The organism is Alteromonas sp. ABV4_515, from assembly GCF_056160345.1.
The window spans coordinates 446,433-462,992 of the sequence record NZ_JBSWWZ010000001.1; the positions used below are offsets into that span (position 1 = coordinate 446,433).

A 16,560-nucleotide genomic window follows, 5' to 3' on the forward strand; every position below is an offset into this window, starting at 1 on the left:
CGCACGTTACGAACCCGTTGCGATGGGCTTTGAGCTAAGCCTGCAGCGTTTTACGGAGGCCGCCTGGTCTCCGTTTTTTATTTAGTTAGCCGTTAATTGCACTTCTGGCAAAGTTGTCGTGAATGCCGAGTTGCAAACGAGGATTACACTGCTTTTCATAACCTATCGTAGAAAACTCCCGCTCCATCAGTTCGCCACCACACACCGAGCCTGCGCCATAAGCGGGGTAAACGACTACGTGATCAGGAAGGTGCATAAGTTTATTTAAGCTTTGAAAGAGTGCTGGGGAAATGTAGGCTTTTTCGTCAGGGTAAATATCGTTTCGACCGGCACTATTTACGAAAAGAGTATCACCGGTAAATATGACTTCGGTCTTATCGCAAATACGGGTATTGGCAACCTGATAACACACGCTGTCTTTGGTATGGCCTGGTGTTTCAAGTACAGTCACTTTCAGCTTACCTGCGTGAAGTACGTCACCATCCTCTACGGCTGTTGTGTAGTTATTGATGCAATCTCTGCGAACGCCGTGATAAACAGGAATACCCAGAAGCTCGGCGAGCGCTTGGCCCCCAGAGACAAAATCAAGGCTTCTGTGCGTTTCCAACACAAAGCATATCTTCACCCCAAGGCCTTCCGCAGCATTCAGGTATGTGCCGATATCCAAATGAGGGTCGACAACAATGGCCTTTGTTCCTTCAGAAATAAGGTATGAAAGCTGAGCGAAACCTTCCGCCTTGAAAGCTCTTACTTGCATGGGGTACTGCCTAAAAATATAACGTCTCGTTTATATTAATGTAGGCAGCATTTAGATCATGACGGTTAGCGCTGTGGACAAGCGCTAACCGAACAAGATATTACTTCTCCAACACGGTAAACGAGATATTGCTTGGCATGTCTTCCGTGCGATACACGCGGTGGAAGGCTTTCACAAAATCACTGTCATCGGCTTCAAAGATATTTTCTACGTACTTCTGCGGGTTCATGTCCATGAACGGGAACATGCTGCTCTGTACTTGAATTTGCAGTTTGTGGCCGCGTTTGAAGTCGTGCAGTACATCGTACAGTTGGAACTTCACTTCAGTAGGCGAGTTTGGCGTAAATGCCTCAGGCTCACTGAAGCTGTTACGAAAACGGCCACGGATAATGCCCCAACGTACCAGTTCATGGCGGTTGTCGGTCTCGCGGTCGACCTTATTGGTGTTTTCATCAACACCCGGGAACACATCAACAATTTTCACCACGAAGTCTGCCGCAGATTCGGTGGTAGATACCCACAGCGATACATCTACTGGACCGGCAATGGTCATGTCCGATTCCATGGGCTCGGAGTTGTAAATCAGTACGTCAGGACGGCGTGCAGCAAAACGCTGATCTTCCGCCATGTACGGGCGATCCCAACCGCGGCTGATACTTGCAGAATGTGGAACCGGTTTATTCGGGTCGCTGAGGTATTCGTCAAAGCCTTGTTTGTCGGCAGACGGCTTATCAGAAATTGATTCATCTGCCGTTAGGTACCAGGTTTTCTCGCTCACCTGCTTTGGCGGCCAGGTTTCAAAGGTACGCCAACGGTTTGCACCGGTTTCGAACATGGTGGTTTGCGGCTTGTAGGCCACTTTGCTGTCGTCTTTTAAATGTTGATTAAAGAATGGCAGCAAGATGTTGTCTTGGAAGTAGATGCTGGTTTCAAAACCGAACTGTGCCAGTCCCAGGTTTTCACCTTTGTCACGAATCCACTGACCGTGATACCAGGGGCCCATGACCAGTTGTACATTGTCTTTATTGTTGTTGTCAGACATGGTTTTGTAAGTCGCCAGAGGACCATACAGATCTTCGGTGTCGTACCAGCCACCCACAACCAGTACGGCCGGTTTCACATTATCAAGATGCTGCAGTACATCACGGGCTTTCCAGTAATCATCGTAGTTCGGGTGCTGCGTTAGCTCATCCCAGAACGGACGTTCATGGTGGAAGTATTTCTCATTTACATTCTTCAGAGAACCTAACTCATGATAAAACTGGTAGCCGTCTTGTGTAGGCAAATCGCGGCGTTCTTCAGACCACGGAAACACGCCGTCTCGAGGCTTATCGAATGAATCAAAGAAGATAAATGCCATGGGTGTGGAAAACGCACCGTTACGGTGGAAATCATCGAAGAACCAGTCAGCAATCGGGGCTTGTGGAGAAATCGCTTTCAATGCTTTGTGGCTGTTAATTGCAGACACAGAGGTGTAGTAGCCGGGGTAAGAAATGCCCCACTGGCCTACTTTGCCGTTGTTGTTAGGGATATTCTTTACCAGCCAGTCGATGGTGTCGTAGGCGTCGGTCGCATCATCCACAGCTTTCTTGCCGCGCTTGTAAGCATCCTGAGGACGCATGTTCACGAACTCACCCTCGGACATTTGCTTACCGCGCACGTCCTGAAATACAAAGATAAAACCTTCCTGCTCAAACTTCTCACTGGGGCCTAAGCGGGTTTTATATTTGTCGGTGCCGTATGGCGCAACACGATAAGGCGTGCGCTGCATCAGCATGGGATATTTCTTCGATTGGTCGTTGGGCACATACACTGAGGTAAACAGGGTTTTGCCATCGCGCATGGGCACGTTGTACTCATACTTTGCATAATGTGAGCGAATATATTCCGCCCGTTTGTCTTCCGTCGCCGCCGTGGCACTAAAAGCGGAAAACAGTACCGCTAGCGCCAGCAAAAATGCTGGCAACTTTACCTTTATTGTCATAGTTATCTCCGGGTAATCGTTCAGAGTTGGTTCGCCGCCAATGCACGTATGGGCAGCGTGAACGCAGTCTAGCACTGTTACGGGTGCGTAAAGGGCGGGTTTCTGATGAAAGCGGTAGATGATGCGGTTGTCGGCGTGAGCGTGTGGTTTGAAGTGAAGGCGCTCCGTAGATGAAGCGCCTTATGAACACCAATAACAGGTGCAGTGGCTTTGGTGGTTTAACTTTCTGGTTTATTCAACATTTCGTCATGTGCGTCCATCTCCCAAGGCAACTCACCAGGGCTGGTATCGAGGAAGTGAAGATAATTCTCGAACTGATCCAAAATATCCTTCGCAATACTTTGTTTGTCATATCCGTAAATGTCGTAAGCCTGGCCACCCCGACGCAGGAATACCTCTGCGCGGAAGTACTTTTCTGATTCATCGTCTTCGTGACGCAGCTCAGCATAGCTGAATCCTGGAACCAGATGCTCGGTCATGCGGATGTCGTAAATAAAGTCCATGTGCTCGTGGCGCTCAACGGTAAAGAGTGCCCGGCCCATTTCGCTATCGAATTCCACGTTTGCATCCCACTCTTTGTGTTTAAGCTCAGACTGCATTTCTTTCATGGCTTCAATCACGGTCGTTTCAATAAACTCGTGCACCTCTTTGCGGGTCGGGTATTCCACCATGGCTGCCAGACGCCCTTTGAGGTTTGCAGAACGCCCACGATTGCGGTTCAGCGTGTTCGCCTGCAGGCTGTTGTTGCGATAACCTTCGATGATAAGCGCACGCCACAACCCGGCAGCAGCCATTAGCATGATTACGGCGAACGGCAATGCACTGGTTATTGTCATGGTTTGCAACGCACTCAGCCCGCCTGCCAGCAATAGCACTGCGGCAACCGTTCCTTCCAGAAACGCCCAAAAAATACGCTGCCATACCGGGCTTTCTTCTTTACCACCTGAAGCCAGGGAATCGATGACTAAAGAACCAGAATCTGAAGACGTCACGAAGAATGTGATGATAAGCAGCACCGTAAGGCCAGACATGATCGACGAGCCCGGCAGTAAGTCGTAAAGCTTAAATAGCGCTATGGCCTCGTTATCCTGCACATCGGTGATCAATGTATTCACGCCTTCGTTCATGATAGCGTTCAGCGCGGTATCGCCAAATACGGAGAACCAAAGAAAGGTGAACATGGTAGGCACCAGCATCACTCCGAAGACAAACTGACGGATGGTTCTGCCGCGGCTGATTTTAGCGATGAACATGCCGACGAAAGGCGCCCAAGCAATGGTCCAGCCAAAGATAAACAGCGTCCAGTTACCAATCCAATCGCTTCGACTATACGCCTGAATGTTGAATGTGCGCTCTACAATGCCGCTTAGATAGCTGCCCGTGTTCTGTAGAAACGCTTCAAGAATATGTACCGTTTCACCGAAGATAAACACCGTGGTCATCAATGCAACAGCGAGGATCATATTCAAAATAGATAAGCGCTTTACGCCCTTATCCATACCCGCAATTACCGAAACCGTCGCCGCAACAGTGACAATAGCAATAGTGCCCACCTGCACCATGATGTCGATGGGAATATCGTCAGAAAGATAATGCAAGCCCGCGTTTATCTGCGTGACCGATAAGCCAAGCGTAGTGGCAATACCGAACAGTGTGCCCAGAATCGCGAACACGTCGACAGCATGCCCAATCGGGCCGTAAATTTTGTCACCGATAAGCGGATATAGCGCAGAACGAATGGAAAGCGGTAAGCCGTGACGAAAGGCAAAGTAAGCTAGCACCAGGCCCACCAGCCCATAAATCGCCCAGATATGGAAACCCCAATGAAAGAATGCAATCTGCATGGCCTGCTTGGCAGCGTCTACTGTTTCAGCCGCACCTGCGGGCGGTGAGGAATAGTGCAAAACCGGTTCCGCAACACCAAAGTAAAGCAACGCCACACCGTAGCCAGCAGAAAACAACATGGCAAACCACTCGGGAAAACTGTACTGGGGCTCGGCGTGGTCAGGGCCCAACTTAATATTCCCCCAACTCGATGACGCCACAGCAACAATGAATACCAGAAAAATGGCCACAGACAGCATGTAGAACCAGCCAAAGGTTTTGGTGATCCAGGCGAGCGTGGCATCAAATGCCTCCCCCGCCATATCGGGGTTACTGATGGTACCAATCACCAACAATAAAATAATGGCTACAGCCGGAAGAAATACAGGAAGAAGAATGGTAGAGCTATTCGCTTTGCCTTTCATGAAGAATCCTTGTCAGTGACAGATAAGTTGCGTGCTGTTGGTATTGTTTTAACTTTCTGTTTACTACTGGAAGGAGGATGGATTGGTTCAGGTTGTCTGGTGGATGTAATGATCTGGGATGATAGCTCAGCTTGCTTCCCGGCTGTGGGATAAATATCTTACTCAAAAATGTATATATTTTACCTGATTGCATAAGCTCATTCTGCATTTACCAGTCTCACTTTTTCACGAAAGCGTAGCAAACCATTGAATTTAATATTTTTTTGTAAATTTCCGCTTTATTTGCATGCAAGTTGCTATAAATTAACTTTCATTAATATCGACGCTATGCTTAAACGGCTTATGTGGCGTTCTTATTTCCCTGTTAAACATCAGGTATGTATCACAGCCTGTAATTGGCCAGACGGAGGCGTATTTTGCGCTTATTACTAATAGAAGATCAGAAACCTACGGCTGATTCTTTAATTAGGGCATTAAAAGAAATTGACCACAATTATCAGATTACGCATGTTAGTACCGTTAAAGAGGCACTCAGTCACCTTAACGCCGGAGCTACTGCGTTTGACATTGCGCTGGTTGATTTGGGTTTGCCAGATGCAGAGGGTGAGCAGGCGCCGGCTAGCCTGTGCAAACTATATCCTGAACTGGCAGTCGTTATTTATACTGGTGAGTCAAGCTCACGCCTGGCCTCAGACATCATGAGAATGGGTGCACAGGACTTCATCAGAAAAGGGGAGTTCCGCCCTGATGCCATCGACAGAGTTCTCCGCTTTGCTGTTCAGCGCAACCAGCGTATTAACTCGCTTAAACAGGAGGCAAATACCGACCCCCTTACCGGGCTGTTAAACCGACGGGGTTTTAATGCGGCAGCGAGCGTTAAACTGGCCCAGAGCGGCAGTGGAGCAGAGCCTCACTTGGCTCTGTTCAGTTTAGACCTGGATGGCTTTAAAGGCGTAAATGACACCCATGGTCATCCCACTGGAGACTCACTGTTACAACAATGTGCCCAACGGATTGAAGGTGCTGTACGGGTTACTGACAATGTGGCCAGAGGCGGAGGAGACGAATTCTTTCTGCTATGTGAAGCATTGGAGTCTGAAGACGAAATTACCCGGATAGCAGATAAATTGCTTGAAGTGATTTCGGCCCCTTATTCAATAAATAAAATACCAGTGAAAATCTCTGCCAGCATTGGTATTGCTTGTTTCCCCCAACACGCGCAAACCCTGGACGCACTTTATTCCGCTTCAGATTCGGCTTTGTATGAAGCGAAATCGAAAGGTAAGAACAATGCAGTGTTGTATCAGAAACAAGAGCCTTTATTCAGTCTTGCTGCTCCGTCAGCGGCCATGAAATACACCTCTTTTAATTCGCCCACTGAATCTGCAAATCAGAAGGCACAGTCTATACGTAAAAAACTTCATCAAATGAGAAACGACCTGAATGTTGTGTCTCTTGAGGCTGATTTGATTAAGTTAATGGCTGAAGGGAAACAGATACCGCAAATTGATCAGGCTGTTGAGCGTATCCATAAACAGTGCACCGCTCTGTCTGAATTGATTTCGCAATTTGGAGAAATACGGCATTAACTAATTCGCCGTAAATGTTGAAATAATACTGAAGAACACAATGAGGAAAGCGATAAGCTGGATAAACCTTTTGAAGAATTCTTTATTCAGCTTCAAGGATTCAATACGTTGTGTTGCAACCAAACATACTATAACAGCAAGACCGGCAACACTCGCAGATGCTAAGCGTTGATGTTTTGCAAGCGCGTAGCCTGAAGCCACCAGCAAAACCCCGGCAACGGTTAGAAAGAAAAATATTATCAAAATATTAGTAACGCTGGTTTTCGCATTCATAACAATCCTCTGTTCTGCGAACTGCCAAGAAGTCATTTTCGTTAGACAGGCTATTTAATCCATTCACCAAATTTAACTGGGCTTATGGTCTGTTTTCGCCACTAGACCAGGACTGTGAGTAGTTAATGTAATTTTACCTGCAAATATTTTTTCGCTTTAATCTGACCACTGAACTAGTCTTCAGGTAAACAGGCAGCAGACGGAGGGCGTAATGAAAAGTTGGAACGAACACAAAGTAGATATGAAACGTGAATCACGGCGGGAATGGATTTTTGCGACTTTCTACGCTTTTACATTAATTGCGGTATGTCTTTTAGTGGCTTAAAAAGTGGGGAGCCCGCAGGTAACTGAAGCACCAGGTCTCCGCCAACTCCTAAATTCATTCAATTTACTCAGGCTTCGCCAACACCTTCATCGTAGCCAGTGTCAGCGCTTCGGTGGCGCTACTAATCACCTTTTCAGCATCTGGTGCCCAGAACGGGCTGTGTAATGACGGCAGCTTCTGCTCACCACTCTGCGCAGCTTCCCAGCGTTCTTCTGGCACACCGCCTACCCAGAACAGCAAACTCTTAATGGATTTATCTGCCCGGTAGTAACGACCGAAATCCTCACCAGCCATGGTTGGCGGCACCTCGGTAACCATTTCATCGCCCATCTCGGCCTTGAAGTAATCCGTCATTTCAACAGCAAATTCAGGGTTGTTATAGGCCGCTGGGGTGTATTCGTCTTTCACCACCACCTCCGGCAGCATATCATCAGACAAACCAGCGGCAATTCCCTCACCTTTGGCGATACGGGCGATGCCATCCAGCAACTTCTGACGAGTTTCATCAGAGTAGCTTCTTACTGTTAACAGCAGCGTGGCTTTGTCAGAAATGATGTTGTGCTTGGAACCAGCGATAAAGCTGCCCACAGTTACCACAGCAGAATCCAGTGGATCCAGCTCACGGCTTACCAATGTTTGCAGTGAAGTAACAATGCGACTGCCCAGTACTACTGGATCTTTGGTTGCCTGAGGATACGCACCGTGGCCGCCAATGCCTTTAATATTGATATCTACGCTATCCACATTAGCAAAGGTAAAACCAGGGGTGTAACCAATAACGCCTGCCGGAATGGCAGCTGAGTTATGGAAGGCAAACGCGTAGTCAGGTTTGGGGAAGCGCTCAAAAAGGCCATCAGCCAGCATATCCCGTGCACCCTTGCCCCGCTCTTCGGCGGGCTGCAGAATCATTACCACCGTGCCAGACCACTGATCTTTGAACTTCACCAGTTGCTGAGCGGTGCCCATCCAGCCAGACATGTGGGTATCGTGAGCGCAAGCATGCATTACGCCGGATTCCACGCCGTCATCGGTCGTTGCTGTAACCGTAGAAGCGAAAGGTAACCCGGTTTGCTCTACCACGGGCAAGCCATCCATATCAGCGCGAATAAGTACCACTGGGCCAGGGCCATTTTCCATCACTGCCACAACACCGGTGCCGCCCACTTTTTCAGTGACCTCAAAGCCAAGCTTGCGCGCTTTGTCTGCCAGTAACTTGGCGGTTTCTACTTCATAACCACTCAGTTCAGGATTCGCATGGAGGTGCTTATACAGCTCCATTAGCTGAGGGAGGTCATCCTGAATTGCAGATTCAACCGCCACCGGCTCAGCTAGTGCCTTGGCACTACTAAAACCTAACACCGCCAGACACACACCTGTTTTCAAAAATTTGTTCATTTCAGGATCTCCTTGTTTGTAAAAACAATACCCTAGTGGGGGAGAGGATGAAATAGTGGTGAGCTTGACGTTAACGTAGTTATTGGCAGGCTGAGCGAATTGCGCTTAAACAGATAAGCAATTAGGAAGGAGCACTACATCGAACCTGACTGCTGGGCTCGAATCAGCACAACAAAAAAGCCCTCGCATTTCTGCAAGGGCTTTCTGAATAATGGTGCCTCGACCCGGGATCGAACCAGGGACACGCGGATTTTCAATCCGCTGCTCTACCAACTGAGCTATCGAGGCTGAAACTGTTTAGCGGGTGGCTTTTTGAAGCCTGTCCTGCTGTGGGTGCGTATTAAACGGATTTCCGTGCTTCAAGTCAACCGTTTTTCTTCATATTTTTTTCAACTGCGCATTAGTTGCGCAATTCCGAGAAAAAAACAGCAACCCGCGCGTTTTTCATCCGGTTTAGATTACTTTTTCGGGGGCACGTAGCCTTCAATGGAAGGTTCTTTACCTTCAAATAAAAATGCTTCCATCTGCTCTTCGAGAAATTTTCTGTCGGTTGGTTCCATCATATTGAGCTTTTTCTCGTTGATCAGCATGGTTTGCTTCTTCTGCCACTCAGAAAATGCCTCTTTGGAGATATTGTCGAAGATGCGCTTGCCCAGTTCGCCGGGGTAAAGCTGAAAATCCAGGCCGTCGGCTTCTTTATTGAAGTGCTGGCAAAATACTTGTCTGCTCATGGTGTCTCCTTAAATCGGGTCTGAGCGCTGCGATGCCTGCGCCATTCACTATGCACAGGCAATAATGGGCATAGTCTAAAGGATTTGTGTTATCTGCGAGATAATTTTTTGCGTTGGTGCTGCGGTACCTACTCCCAATGATTCATTAATATTGAACCAGCGCTGATTACTTTCATTTACTTGCAAGCCGCCAGGAGCATTAACAAACAACAGATAAGGCTGAATATCCAGGTGAAAATGACTGAAGGTATGACGAAAGCCTTCCAGCGCTTTATGGTCTGATATTTCAAAAGGCAGTGCTTTAATAGCATCTTCCACAGGAAGCTGTGTTTCCAGAAATCCAAACAGTCCCCCCCACAATCCGGTTGGTGGGCGCTGTTCCATTAATACGCTGCCGTTATAGAACACGGCCAGCATAGTCGTAGTGCGAACCGGCAACGTTTTCTTTGGTTTCTTTCCGGGGAATTCGGCTTGTCTTCCCTGCGCATAGGCCAGACAACCTGATTGCAGTGGGCACTCATCACAACGAGGCTTCGAACGGGTGCAAACCATAGCGCCTAAATCCATCATCACCTGCGTGTAGTGATTACAGCGCTCATCCGGCGTATTGGCTGTGGCATATTCCCATAGCTGATTTTCTACTGCTTTTTGTCCTGGCCAGCCCTCTACGGCATAGTAGCGTGCCAGTACACGCTTTACATTGCCATCGAGAATAGGATGGTTCTGCCCACACGCAATAGAGAGAATCGCCCCTGCAGTAGAACGGCCTATGCCGGGTAGTGCCATGACTTCTTCTAACGTTTGCGGGAATTCACCGCCGTATTCACTGGCGATTTGCTGTGCGGCTTTATGCAGGTTTCGGGCTCGGGCGTAATAACCAAGGCCGGTCCATAAATGTAGCACGTCATCCTGTGGCGCTTGAGCTAAATCTACCACGGTAGGAAATCGCGCCATAAAGCGCTCAAAGTACGGAATTACTGTGGTCACCTGAGTTTGCTGCAACATAGTTTCAGACACCCACACCCGGTAAGCAGAAATATCCTGCTGCCAAGGCAATGTCTTGCGGCCGTGCTTATCGAACCAGTCGAGCACGAGGCGGGAAAATGGCTTTGTCATCGAATACTAAAATCGGTCGGTCTTGATGCGGTGTATGATAACATGCACAAGTAAATACCAAACCCAGTCAGGAGCTTTTGTGTCAAAGCCTACGTTGTTTCTCCCCGGTACTCTTTGTGACGAGCGCGTGTGGCTGCCAGTATGGCGGCAACTCTCTATTTATCAGCGCCGTTACGTGCCGCTACAGTGGGCGAGCTCAAAAGAAGACATGCTGGCACTAACATCAGACCGGGTGCTCGACAACGAGCAAGTCCACCTAGTGGGTTTCTCGATGGGCGGTTATATGGCAGCAACCTGGGCTTTGCAGAATCAATCTAAGGTGGCGTCGCTCACTATGATTGGCGCATCACCCTATGGCCTTACCGCTGAAGAAGAAAAGCGCCGCGGCCAATTGGTAACTATGCTGAAAAAAGGCAGTTTTCAGCCAGATAAAGCCGCTTATGTTTCACGCTTTGTGCATCCTTCTCACCAGAACAACCCAGACATCGCTGGTGTAGTACGGGAGATGGGCAAAGATTTGGGCGCGGCCACATTACTTGCCCATACTAATGCAACTACTCCCAGACCAGCCATTATCGACAAATTAAAAACCTGTACTTTCCCGGTGAACATCATTGCCGCCGAAGATGACGAGGTGGTGCCGTTTTCTTCATTACAACAGGCCGCGGATGAAATCCCATCTTGTCATCTGATCACAGTAAAAGGTGCAGGACATATGTGCCTTTTAGAGCAACCAGACACGCTGGCGCAATCAATTCAGGCGATTTGCGGCTAACGCACCCCACTTCTCACGGATTTGCAGTAAAATACAGCAGAGATTATTGCAATCAGCCGGGCAGTGGGCATAATGCCGCCCGGTTTCAACAGCTAAAGAAATGGGCGTAGCATGGGTCAATACAAAAATCAGGAAGAAGCAGAAGCGGCTGGTGTTTACGTCAGCAAAGTTCGCAGCTTCGTAAAACGGGAAGGCAGATTAACGAACGGTCAGGCGAAAGCGCTTGAATCCTTCTGGCCAACCATGGGGGTAGATTTTCAGTCAAACTTACTCTCTTTTACTGAATTGTTTGGCAACGACAACCCGGTAGTGTTGGAAATTGGTTTCGGAATGGGCAAATCTCTGGTAGAAATGGCAGAGAACGACCCAAACACCAACTTTATTGGTATTGAAGTTCATCGCCCTGGCGTGGGCGCTTGTTTGTCTGAGGCTGGAGAACGCGGCCTGACAAACTTACGTGTCATGGAGTACGACGCGGTAGAAGTTTTCAAGAAAATGATTCCCGACGGCAGCCTTGCCCGGGTTCAACTCTACTTTCCTGATCCATGGCACAAAAAACGTCATCATAAACGTCGTATAGTACAGCTTGAATTTGTTCAGATGGTACGTGAAAAGCTTGCTATTGGCGGTAAATTTCACATGGCAACCGACTGGGAACAGTACGCTGAGCATATGGCTGAAGTCATGAATGCGACCCCAGGATATGAAAATACCGCCAACGACGGCGATTACGTGCCGCGCCCGGACTATCGTCCTATCACGAAATTTGAAGTACGTGGTCAGAAGCTGGGTCACGGTGTTTGGGACCTGATTTACCAGCGCGCAAATTAATACAAAACAATAAATAAAACTAACGGAACCTAGAACCACATGTTGAGCCCGCAAAGCCAGTTATTAGAACGGAACCTTGAGCTTTTTGATACTGGAAACTGGTTATTCATTAATCCCAGCGATGCCTATTTCGCTGATTTACTCGACAACAAACCAGCCACCTTTTTGCATCAGTATTTCGATATTTTTGCAGAAAGCGTGCGGGTGATCCCATCCTGCGAATTCGACAGTCGCGATGTAAGCCAACGGGAACATGGGTTTTGTATTGAACAAAAAGCCAGTGGTCATATGCACTGGTTCTCACCGTTTATTCCTGCTGAAAAGACGTTTTCAGATATTCTGATATTTATGCCCAAGTCGAAGCCGCACACACAAATGCTGCTGGCAATGGCCCATAGCGCGTTATCTGAAGGTGGCAGAATTCATATCGTAGGTGAAAACAAAGGCGGCATAAAAAGCGTTGCCAAACTCACCGACAAAATTGGCCCTAACCAAAAAATCGACTCTGCCCGCCATTGCAGCTTGGTTACGGTAATGCCAGAAACGACAGGCCCGGCTTTTTCTCCGGCAGACTGGCTCGTCGAATCAGAATACGAAGTGGACGAACTTACCTGGGAAGTGGTGTCGTTACCGGGTGTATTCAGCCATGGCGAGCTCGATGAAGGTACCCGCATGTTGCTGAAAAAAGGCTCTGACCGTTTACGTGGCAGGGTACTGGATTTCGCGTGCGGTGCGGGCGTTATTGGGGCTTATTTACTTAAGCGCTTCCCTCACCTCGATATGCAACTGCTGGATGTGAGCGCCCTGGCCATCTATTGCGCCGCGCGTACCTTAAACGCCAACCAGCAGTCTGCTTGTTTGTTGGCCGCAAACGGCCTGCATGGCATCGAGCGTAACTTTTCGCACATTGTTACGAATCCGCCGTTCCACACAGGCGTAAAAACCGATTACACCATTACCCGCAGATTTATTGAAGACAGTAAGCGACGTCTTGCCTCTGGTGGCACTCTGCAAATGGTAGCTAATCGATTTTTACCCTACCCTGGCTTGCTAGGCGATGTGTTCCCTCAAACGCACACCGTGGCGCAAGACACCCGCTTTTCCCTTTACATGAGCACATCAGGTTAGGCAGATTTAGTTCTGTGTGATAACGTTTAGTTGAATGTAACCGGTGTCATACTTACATAGCATGTGTACGAAACGCACCGTGGCTTTGGGTTGTTTGGAGACTTGCCGTGAATATTGTTTTCGCCATTTCGGAAGTAGAAGATTTAGTTAAAACAGGCGGTCTCGCCGACGTTGGAAAGGCATTGCCACTGGCGCTTAAAAAAGCCGGTGAACAGGTCAGCATTGTAATGCCATATTACAAAGCCATTGCCGAGCAGTACAAACTTGCTGACGCCTGCGCCCAGCAAACGCTGTTCACAGAAGGCAAGGTTTACCACTACAACATTAAGCAGTTGTCCTGGAATGACATTGACGTTTATTTCATAGATTACCCTGAATACTTCGACCGTGAAGGCCTGTACACCAGCACTTATGAAGCTTACGCCGATAATTCAGAACGCTTCAGTTTCTTTTGCGGTGCGGCACTCAATGCGTTGCAAGCACTCAGCATTCAGCCCGATGTCATTCATTGCCACGACTGGCACACGGCAATGCTGCCATTCCTACTTCACAATGATCATTCTGGTTTTTTCAACACCACTAAAACCGTATTCACTATTCACAATGCGGCTTTTCAGGGCGTAACCAAGTTAGACGATATTCCTTACTTACGCCATCACCCTGCTATTGCCTCACAAGTGCATGGTGGCTATATCAACATGCTGCAGTCGGGTATCGAGTTCGCCACTAAAATTACTACGGTGAGCCCGAATTACGCCGAGGAACTGCTTACCGATTTAGGTTCGCACGGGCTACACGACCGGTTAGTTACCCGCCAGCAAGATTTAAGCGGCATTCTAAACGGATGTGATTATGGCCAGTGGAATCCGCAAGACGACCAATACCTTCCCAAAAATTATTCAGCCGACACCTTACACGATAAGAAAATGTGTAAGCTGGCGCTACAGGAAATCAGTCATTTGCCGCTTAATGCAGACGTGCCCCTGCTCGGCATGGTGTGCCGCCTGACAGACCAAAAAGGATTCGGCTACTTAGTGCCTATTCTTCAAGAGCTCATGCACCACAATGTGCAGCTCGTTATTGTAGGCACCGGCGATCCGAAGGTGTGTATGGATTTGGATGAGTTTGCCCAAAACCATGCTTCCCAGTTTGCTTTCATCAATGGCTTTAGTGTTCATCATGCGCACCTGGTTGAAGCTGGCGCAGACTTTTTCCTGATGCCTTCTCAATTCGAGCCATGTGGACTGAATCAGATGTACAGTCTGGCTTATGGCACACTGCCTATTGTACGTGCAGTGGGCGGCTTAAAAGATACAGTAGTCGACACCAATCAAGACAAAGACAACGCCACGGGTTTTGTGTTTAATGCGCCGAGTCCAGCGGCACTGCTAAGCTGTATCCGTCGCGCTTTATTATTCTATTATGAGCACCCCGTGAAGTTCCGTGAGATGCAAATTCGCGGTATGAATACCCGTTTCACTTGGGAAACCGCCGCGGAAGCCTATCGCGCTCTTTATGCCTCAATGAGCCATTAGAAAAAGATAAATAATCATCCCGCTTTATTTTTGCGCCTCTTTCAGCCATATTTAGCGTAAGAGTGCGCAAATTATAATCATTCATAACAAATGTCACAGCCAACCGTGCAGCTATCGATAAGAAGCCTTTTTCTCTGGGTTGTGATGGCCATTGCCACCTTGTCACTCATCGTGTCTGCCGGACTCACCAGTTATAACCAAATAAAGCATTACCGCGAAACCTTGCGCAACGACGTGGTGATTTTCGCCGATCTGCTTGGCGCTATTTATGGCGATATGATAATAAGCGGTTTGAGTGACCACGAAGAAGAACAACTTGATGGTCATCTTAGCAAGCTCGCCGCATCGCCCGATCTGATTAACCTTAGGATTTATGAACAAGATGAAGCTGGCGATCTTAATCCGCTTGCCAGTTATACCCGCGAAGGTGACTTTCCAGCTACGCCTAAGCAAACTTCCATCGGCCAATATTTCGAGCCCGTGATGACTGCAGATGCCATCGAAATTACCCGGGCGATTGAGAATCAACAAGGCAGAACGGCTGGCTACGTCTATATCAAATTTTCCACTCAGCGCTTGAACCGAGAAATTGAACAAGCCATTTTTACCACGGTGGCCGTTATTATCGTGATTCTGGCGTTGTGTTTGATAGTTTCACTGCGCATGCAGAAGCTGATCACCCAGCCTATAGAACGACTCGGTGACTTTCTCAGCAACACATCTCGTCAACGAGATTACAGCGCCCGGGCCGAACCCACCAATATTCGGGAAATTGCAGACCTTTCTGTATCGATTAACGTGATGCTGAGCCGGGTGCAGGAATATGTACAAAAACAACGGATGGCAGAAGAGCAACATCGTAAGCTTAATGCGAGCCTGGAAGACATGGTAAGCCAGCGTACTCTGGCCCTTAAAGAGGCAAACCGCGAACTTATTCAGACGCTGGAAAAATTACACCAGTTTCAACGCCAAATTGTACAAAATGAAAAGATGGCATCGTTGGGCGATATGGTTGCCGGGGTGGCCCACGAAGTTAACACGCCAATTGGCCTTGGCGTAACTGCATCAACCATGATGTTGGACCGATTAGCAATAATTCAAAAAGAATTCGAGTGTAAAACGTTAAAAGCCAGTACAATGGCTCGGTTTCTGACCGAAAGTCAGGAAAATCTGAATATTATTTACCGTAACCTGAATCGCGCAGCCGAGCTTATTTCCAGTTTTAAACAGGTTGCTGTAGATCAATCATCAGAAAATGACCGTATTTTTTGCTTTTCCCAACTGGTCAATGAGATACTTTTATCTCTGCGGCCCCGGCTAAAGCAGGTCGAGCATGATATCCGGGTAGATTGCGATCCTACACTGGTTATTGAAACCAAAGCAGGGCCAATCAACCAAATCCTGATCAATCTAATCATGAATTCAGTTATTCATGGTTTTGAAGACATGGATCACGGCGAAATAAACATCATTGCAGAAATGATGACGCCGACAAAAATGAAACTAATTTACAAAGATAACGGAAAAGGGATCTCCAACGACATCCGCAAACGTATCTTTGACCCGTTTGTTACAACAAAACGAGGGCAAGGTGGTTCCGGTCTGGGTATGCATCTGGTGTATAACCTGGTGACTCAGGCATTAAACGGCACCATCACAATTACCAGTGAAGAAGGCAACGGCGTGGAATTTCTTATCATTTTCCCTGTCGAAAGCTCTGAAAGTGGAAAATTACCGTTAAAAGGTGAATAAGCCCTTGTAATTTTTGTACGAAAACTTATACCGTAGACAAGTTGTTCGATAAGTACTTTTAAAACAGGCTATCGGATATTAGAATTTGTCAGAAGAAGCAGCTTAATCGATTGTAGAAGA

The 16,560-nt window shown here is 47.9% G+C and carries 13 protein-coding genes and 1 tRNA gene; 6 read left to right on the top strand and 8 right to left on the bottom strand.

Going from position 1 to position 16,560, the window contains the following annotated elements; translation table 11 throughout:
* Nucleotides 1-85 precede the first annotated feature (85 nt).
* The 3 genes from ACXAGX_RS01925 to ACXAGX_RS01935 all read right to left on the bottom strand — a co-directional run bounded on the left by ACXAGX_RS01925 (nucleotide 86) and on the right by ACXAGX_RS01935 (nucleotide 4,990).
* The gene (locus ACXAGX_RS01925; RefSeq protein WP_474836200.1) at nucleotides 86-757 is read right to left on the bottom strand and encodes an MBL fold metallo-hydrolase; all 672 of its coding nucleotides are present in this window, start codon (nucleotides 755-757) and stop codon (nucleotides 86-88) included.
* Between the two features lie 100 nt (nucleotides 758-857).
* Nucleotides 858-2,741 carry a CocE/NonD family hydrolase gene (locus tag ACXAGX_RS01930; RefSeq protein ID WP_474836202.1) on the bottom strand — a complete coding sequence of 628 codons (1,884 nt, stop codon included), beginning with the start codon at nucleotides 2,739-2,741 and terminating at the stop codon, nucleotides 858-860.
* A 218-nt stretch (nucleotides 2,742-2,959) separates the two neighbouring features.
* Entirely contained in the window at nucleotides 2,960-4,990 is a 2,031-nt protein-coding gene (locus tag ACXAGX_RS01935) for a BCCT family transporter (protein ID WP_474836204.1), read from the bottom strand.
* 416 nt (nucleotides 4,991-5,406) lie between these two features.
* Between ACXAGX_RS01935 and ACXAGX_RS01940 the strand changes: the two genes are divergently transcribed.
* Nucleotides 5,407-6,579, top strand: coding sequence for a diguanylate cyclase domain-containing protein (locus ACXAGX_RS01940; RefSeq protein ID WP_474836206.1), 1,173 nt, complete (start codon nucleotides 5,407-5,409; stop codon nucleotides 6,577-6,579).
* On the opposite strand, the gene ACXAGX_RS01945 is transcribed toward ACXAGX_RS01940, so the two are convergent.
* From ACXAGX_RS01945 to mutY, 5 genes are all read right to left on the bottom strand, one after another.
* Nucleotides 6,580-6,852: a hypothetical protein gene (locus tag ACXAGX_RS01945; protein ID WP_474819049.1), complete on the bottom strand. Its 273-nt coding sequence runs from the start codon at nucleotides 6,850-6,852 to the stop codon at nucleotides 6,580-6,582.
* Between the two features lie 388 nt (nucleotides 6,853-7,240).
* Entirely contained in the window at nucleotides 7,241-8,572 is a 1,332-nt protein-coding gene (locus ACXAGX_RS01950) for an amidohydrolase (RefSeq protein ID WP_474836208.1), read from the bottom strand.
* A 212-nt stretch (nucleotides 8,573-8,784) separates the two neighbouring features.
* A tRNA-Phe gene (locus ACXAGX_RS01955) sits at nucleotides 8,785-8,860 on the bottom strand.
* 170 nt (nucleotides 8,861-9,030) lie between these two features.
* Nucleotides 9,031-9,303, bottom strand: a complete 273-nt coding sequence (locus ACXAGX_RS01960) for an oxidative damage protection protein (protein WP_070125101.1) — start codon at nucleotides 9,301-9,303, stop codon at nucleotides 9,031-9,033.
* 75 nt (nucleotides 9,304-9,378) lie between these two features.
* Nucleotides 9,379-10,419, bottom strand: coding sequence for an A/G-specific adenine glycosylase (mutY, locus tag ACXAGX_RS01965; RefSeq protein ID WP_474836210.1), 1,041 nt, complete (start codon nucleotides 10,417-10,419; stop codon nucleotides 9,379-9,381).
* Nucleotides 10,420-10,498: 79 nt separating this feature from the next.
* Here mutY and ACXAGX_RS01970 point away from each other — a divergent pair, with 79 nt between their 5' ends.
* The 5 genes from ACXAGX_RS01970 to ACXAGX_RS01990 all read left to right on the top strand — a co-directional run bounded on the left by ACXAGX_RS01970 (nucleotide 10,499) and on the right by ACXAGX_RS01990 (nucleotide 16,440).
* Nucleotides 10,499-11,194 carry an alpha/beta fold hydrolase gene (locus tag ACXAGX_RS01970; RefSeq protein WP_474836212.1) on the top strand — a complete coding sequence of 232 codons (696 nt, stop codon included), beginning with the start codon at nucleotides 10,499-10,501 and terminating at the stop codon, nucleotides 11,192-11,194.
* A 111-nt stretch (nucleotides 11,195-11,305) separates the two neighbouring features.
* Nucleotides 11,306-12,025 carry a tRNA (guanosine(46)-N7)-methyltransferase TrmB gene (gene trmB, locus ACXAGX_RS01975; protein WP_474836214.1) on the top strand — a complete coding sequence of 240 codons (720 nt, stop codon included), beginning with the start codon at nucleotides 11,306-11,308 and terminating at the stop codon, nucleotides 12,023-12,025.
* A 39-nt stretch (nucleotides 12,026-12,064) separates the two neighbouring features.
* Entirely contained in the window at nucleotides 12,065-13,153 is a 1,089-nt protein-coding gene (locus ACXAGX_RS01980) for a methyltransferase (RefSeq protein WP_474836217.1), read from the top strand.
* Between the two features lie 107 nt (nucleotides 13,154-13,260).
* Complete coding sequence (glgA, locus tag ACXAGX_RS01985; RefSeq protein ID WP_474836220.1) at nucleotides 13,261-14,688, top strand: glycogen synthase GlgA; 1,428 nt, start codon at nucleotides 13,261-13,263, stop codon at nucleotides 14,686-14,688.
* Between the two features lie 90 nt (nucleotides 14,689-14,778).
* Complete coding sequence (locus tag ACXAGX_RS01990; protein WP_474819023.1) at nucleotides 14,779-16,440, top strand: sensor histidine kinase; 1,662 nt, start codon at nucleotides 14,779-14,781, stop codon at nucleotides 16,438-16,440.
* Nucleotides 16,441-16,560 lie beyond the last annotated feature (120 nt).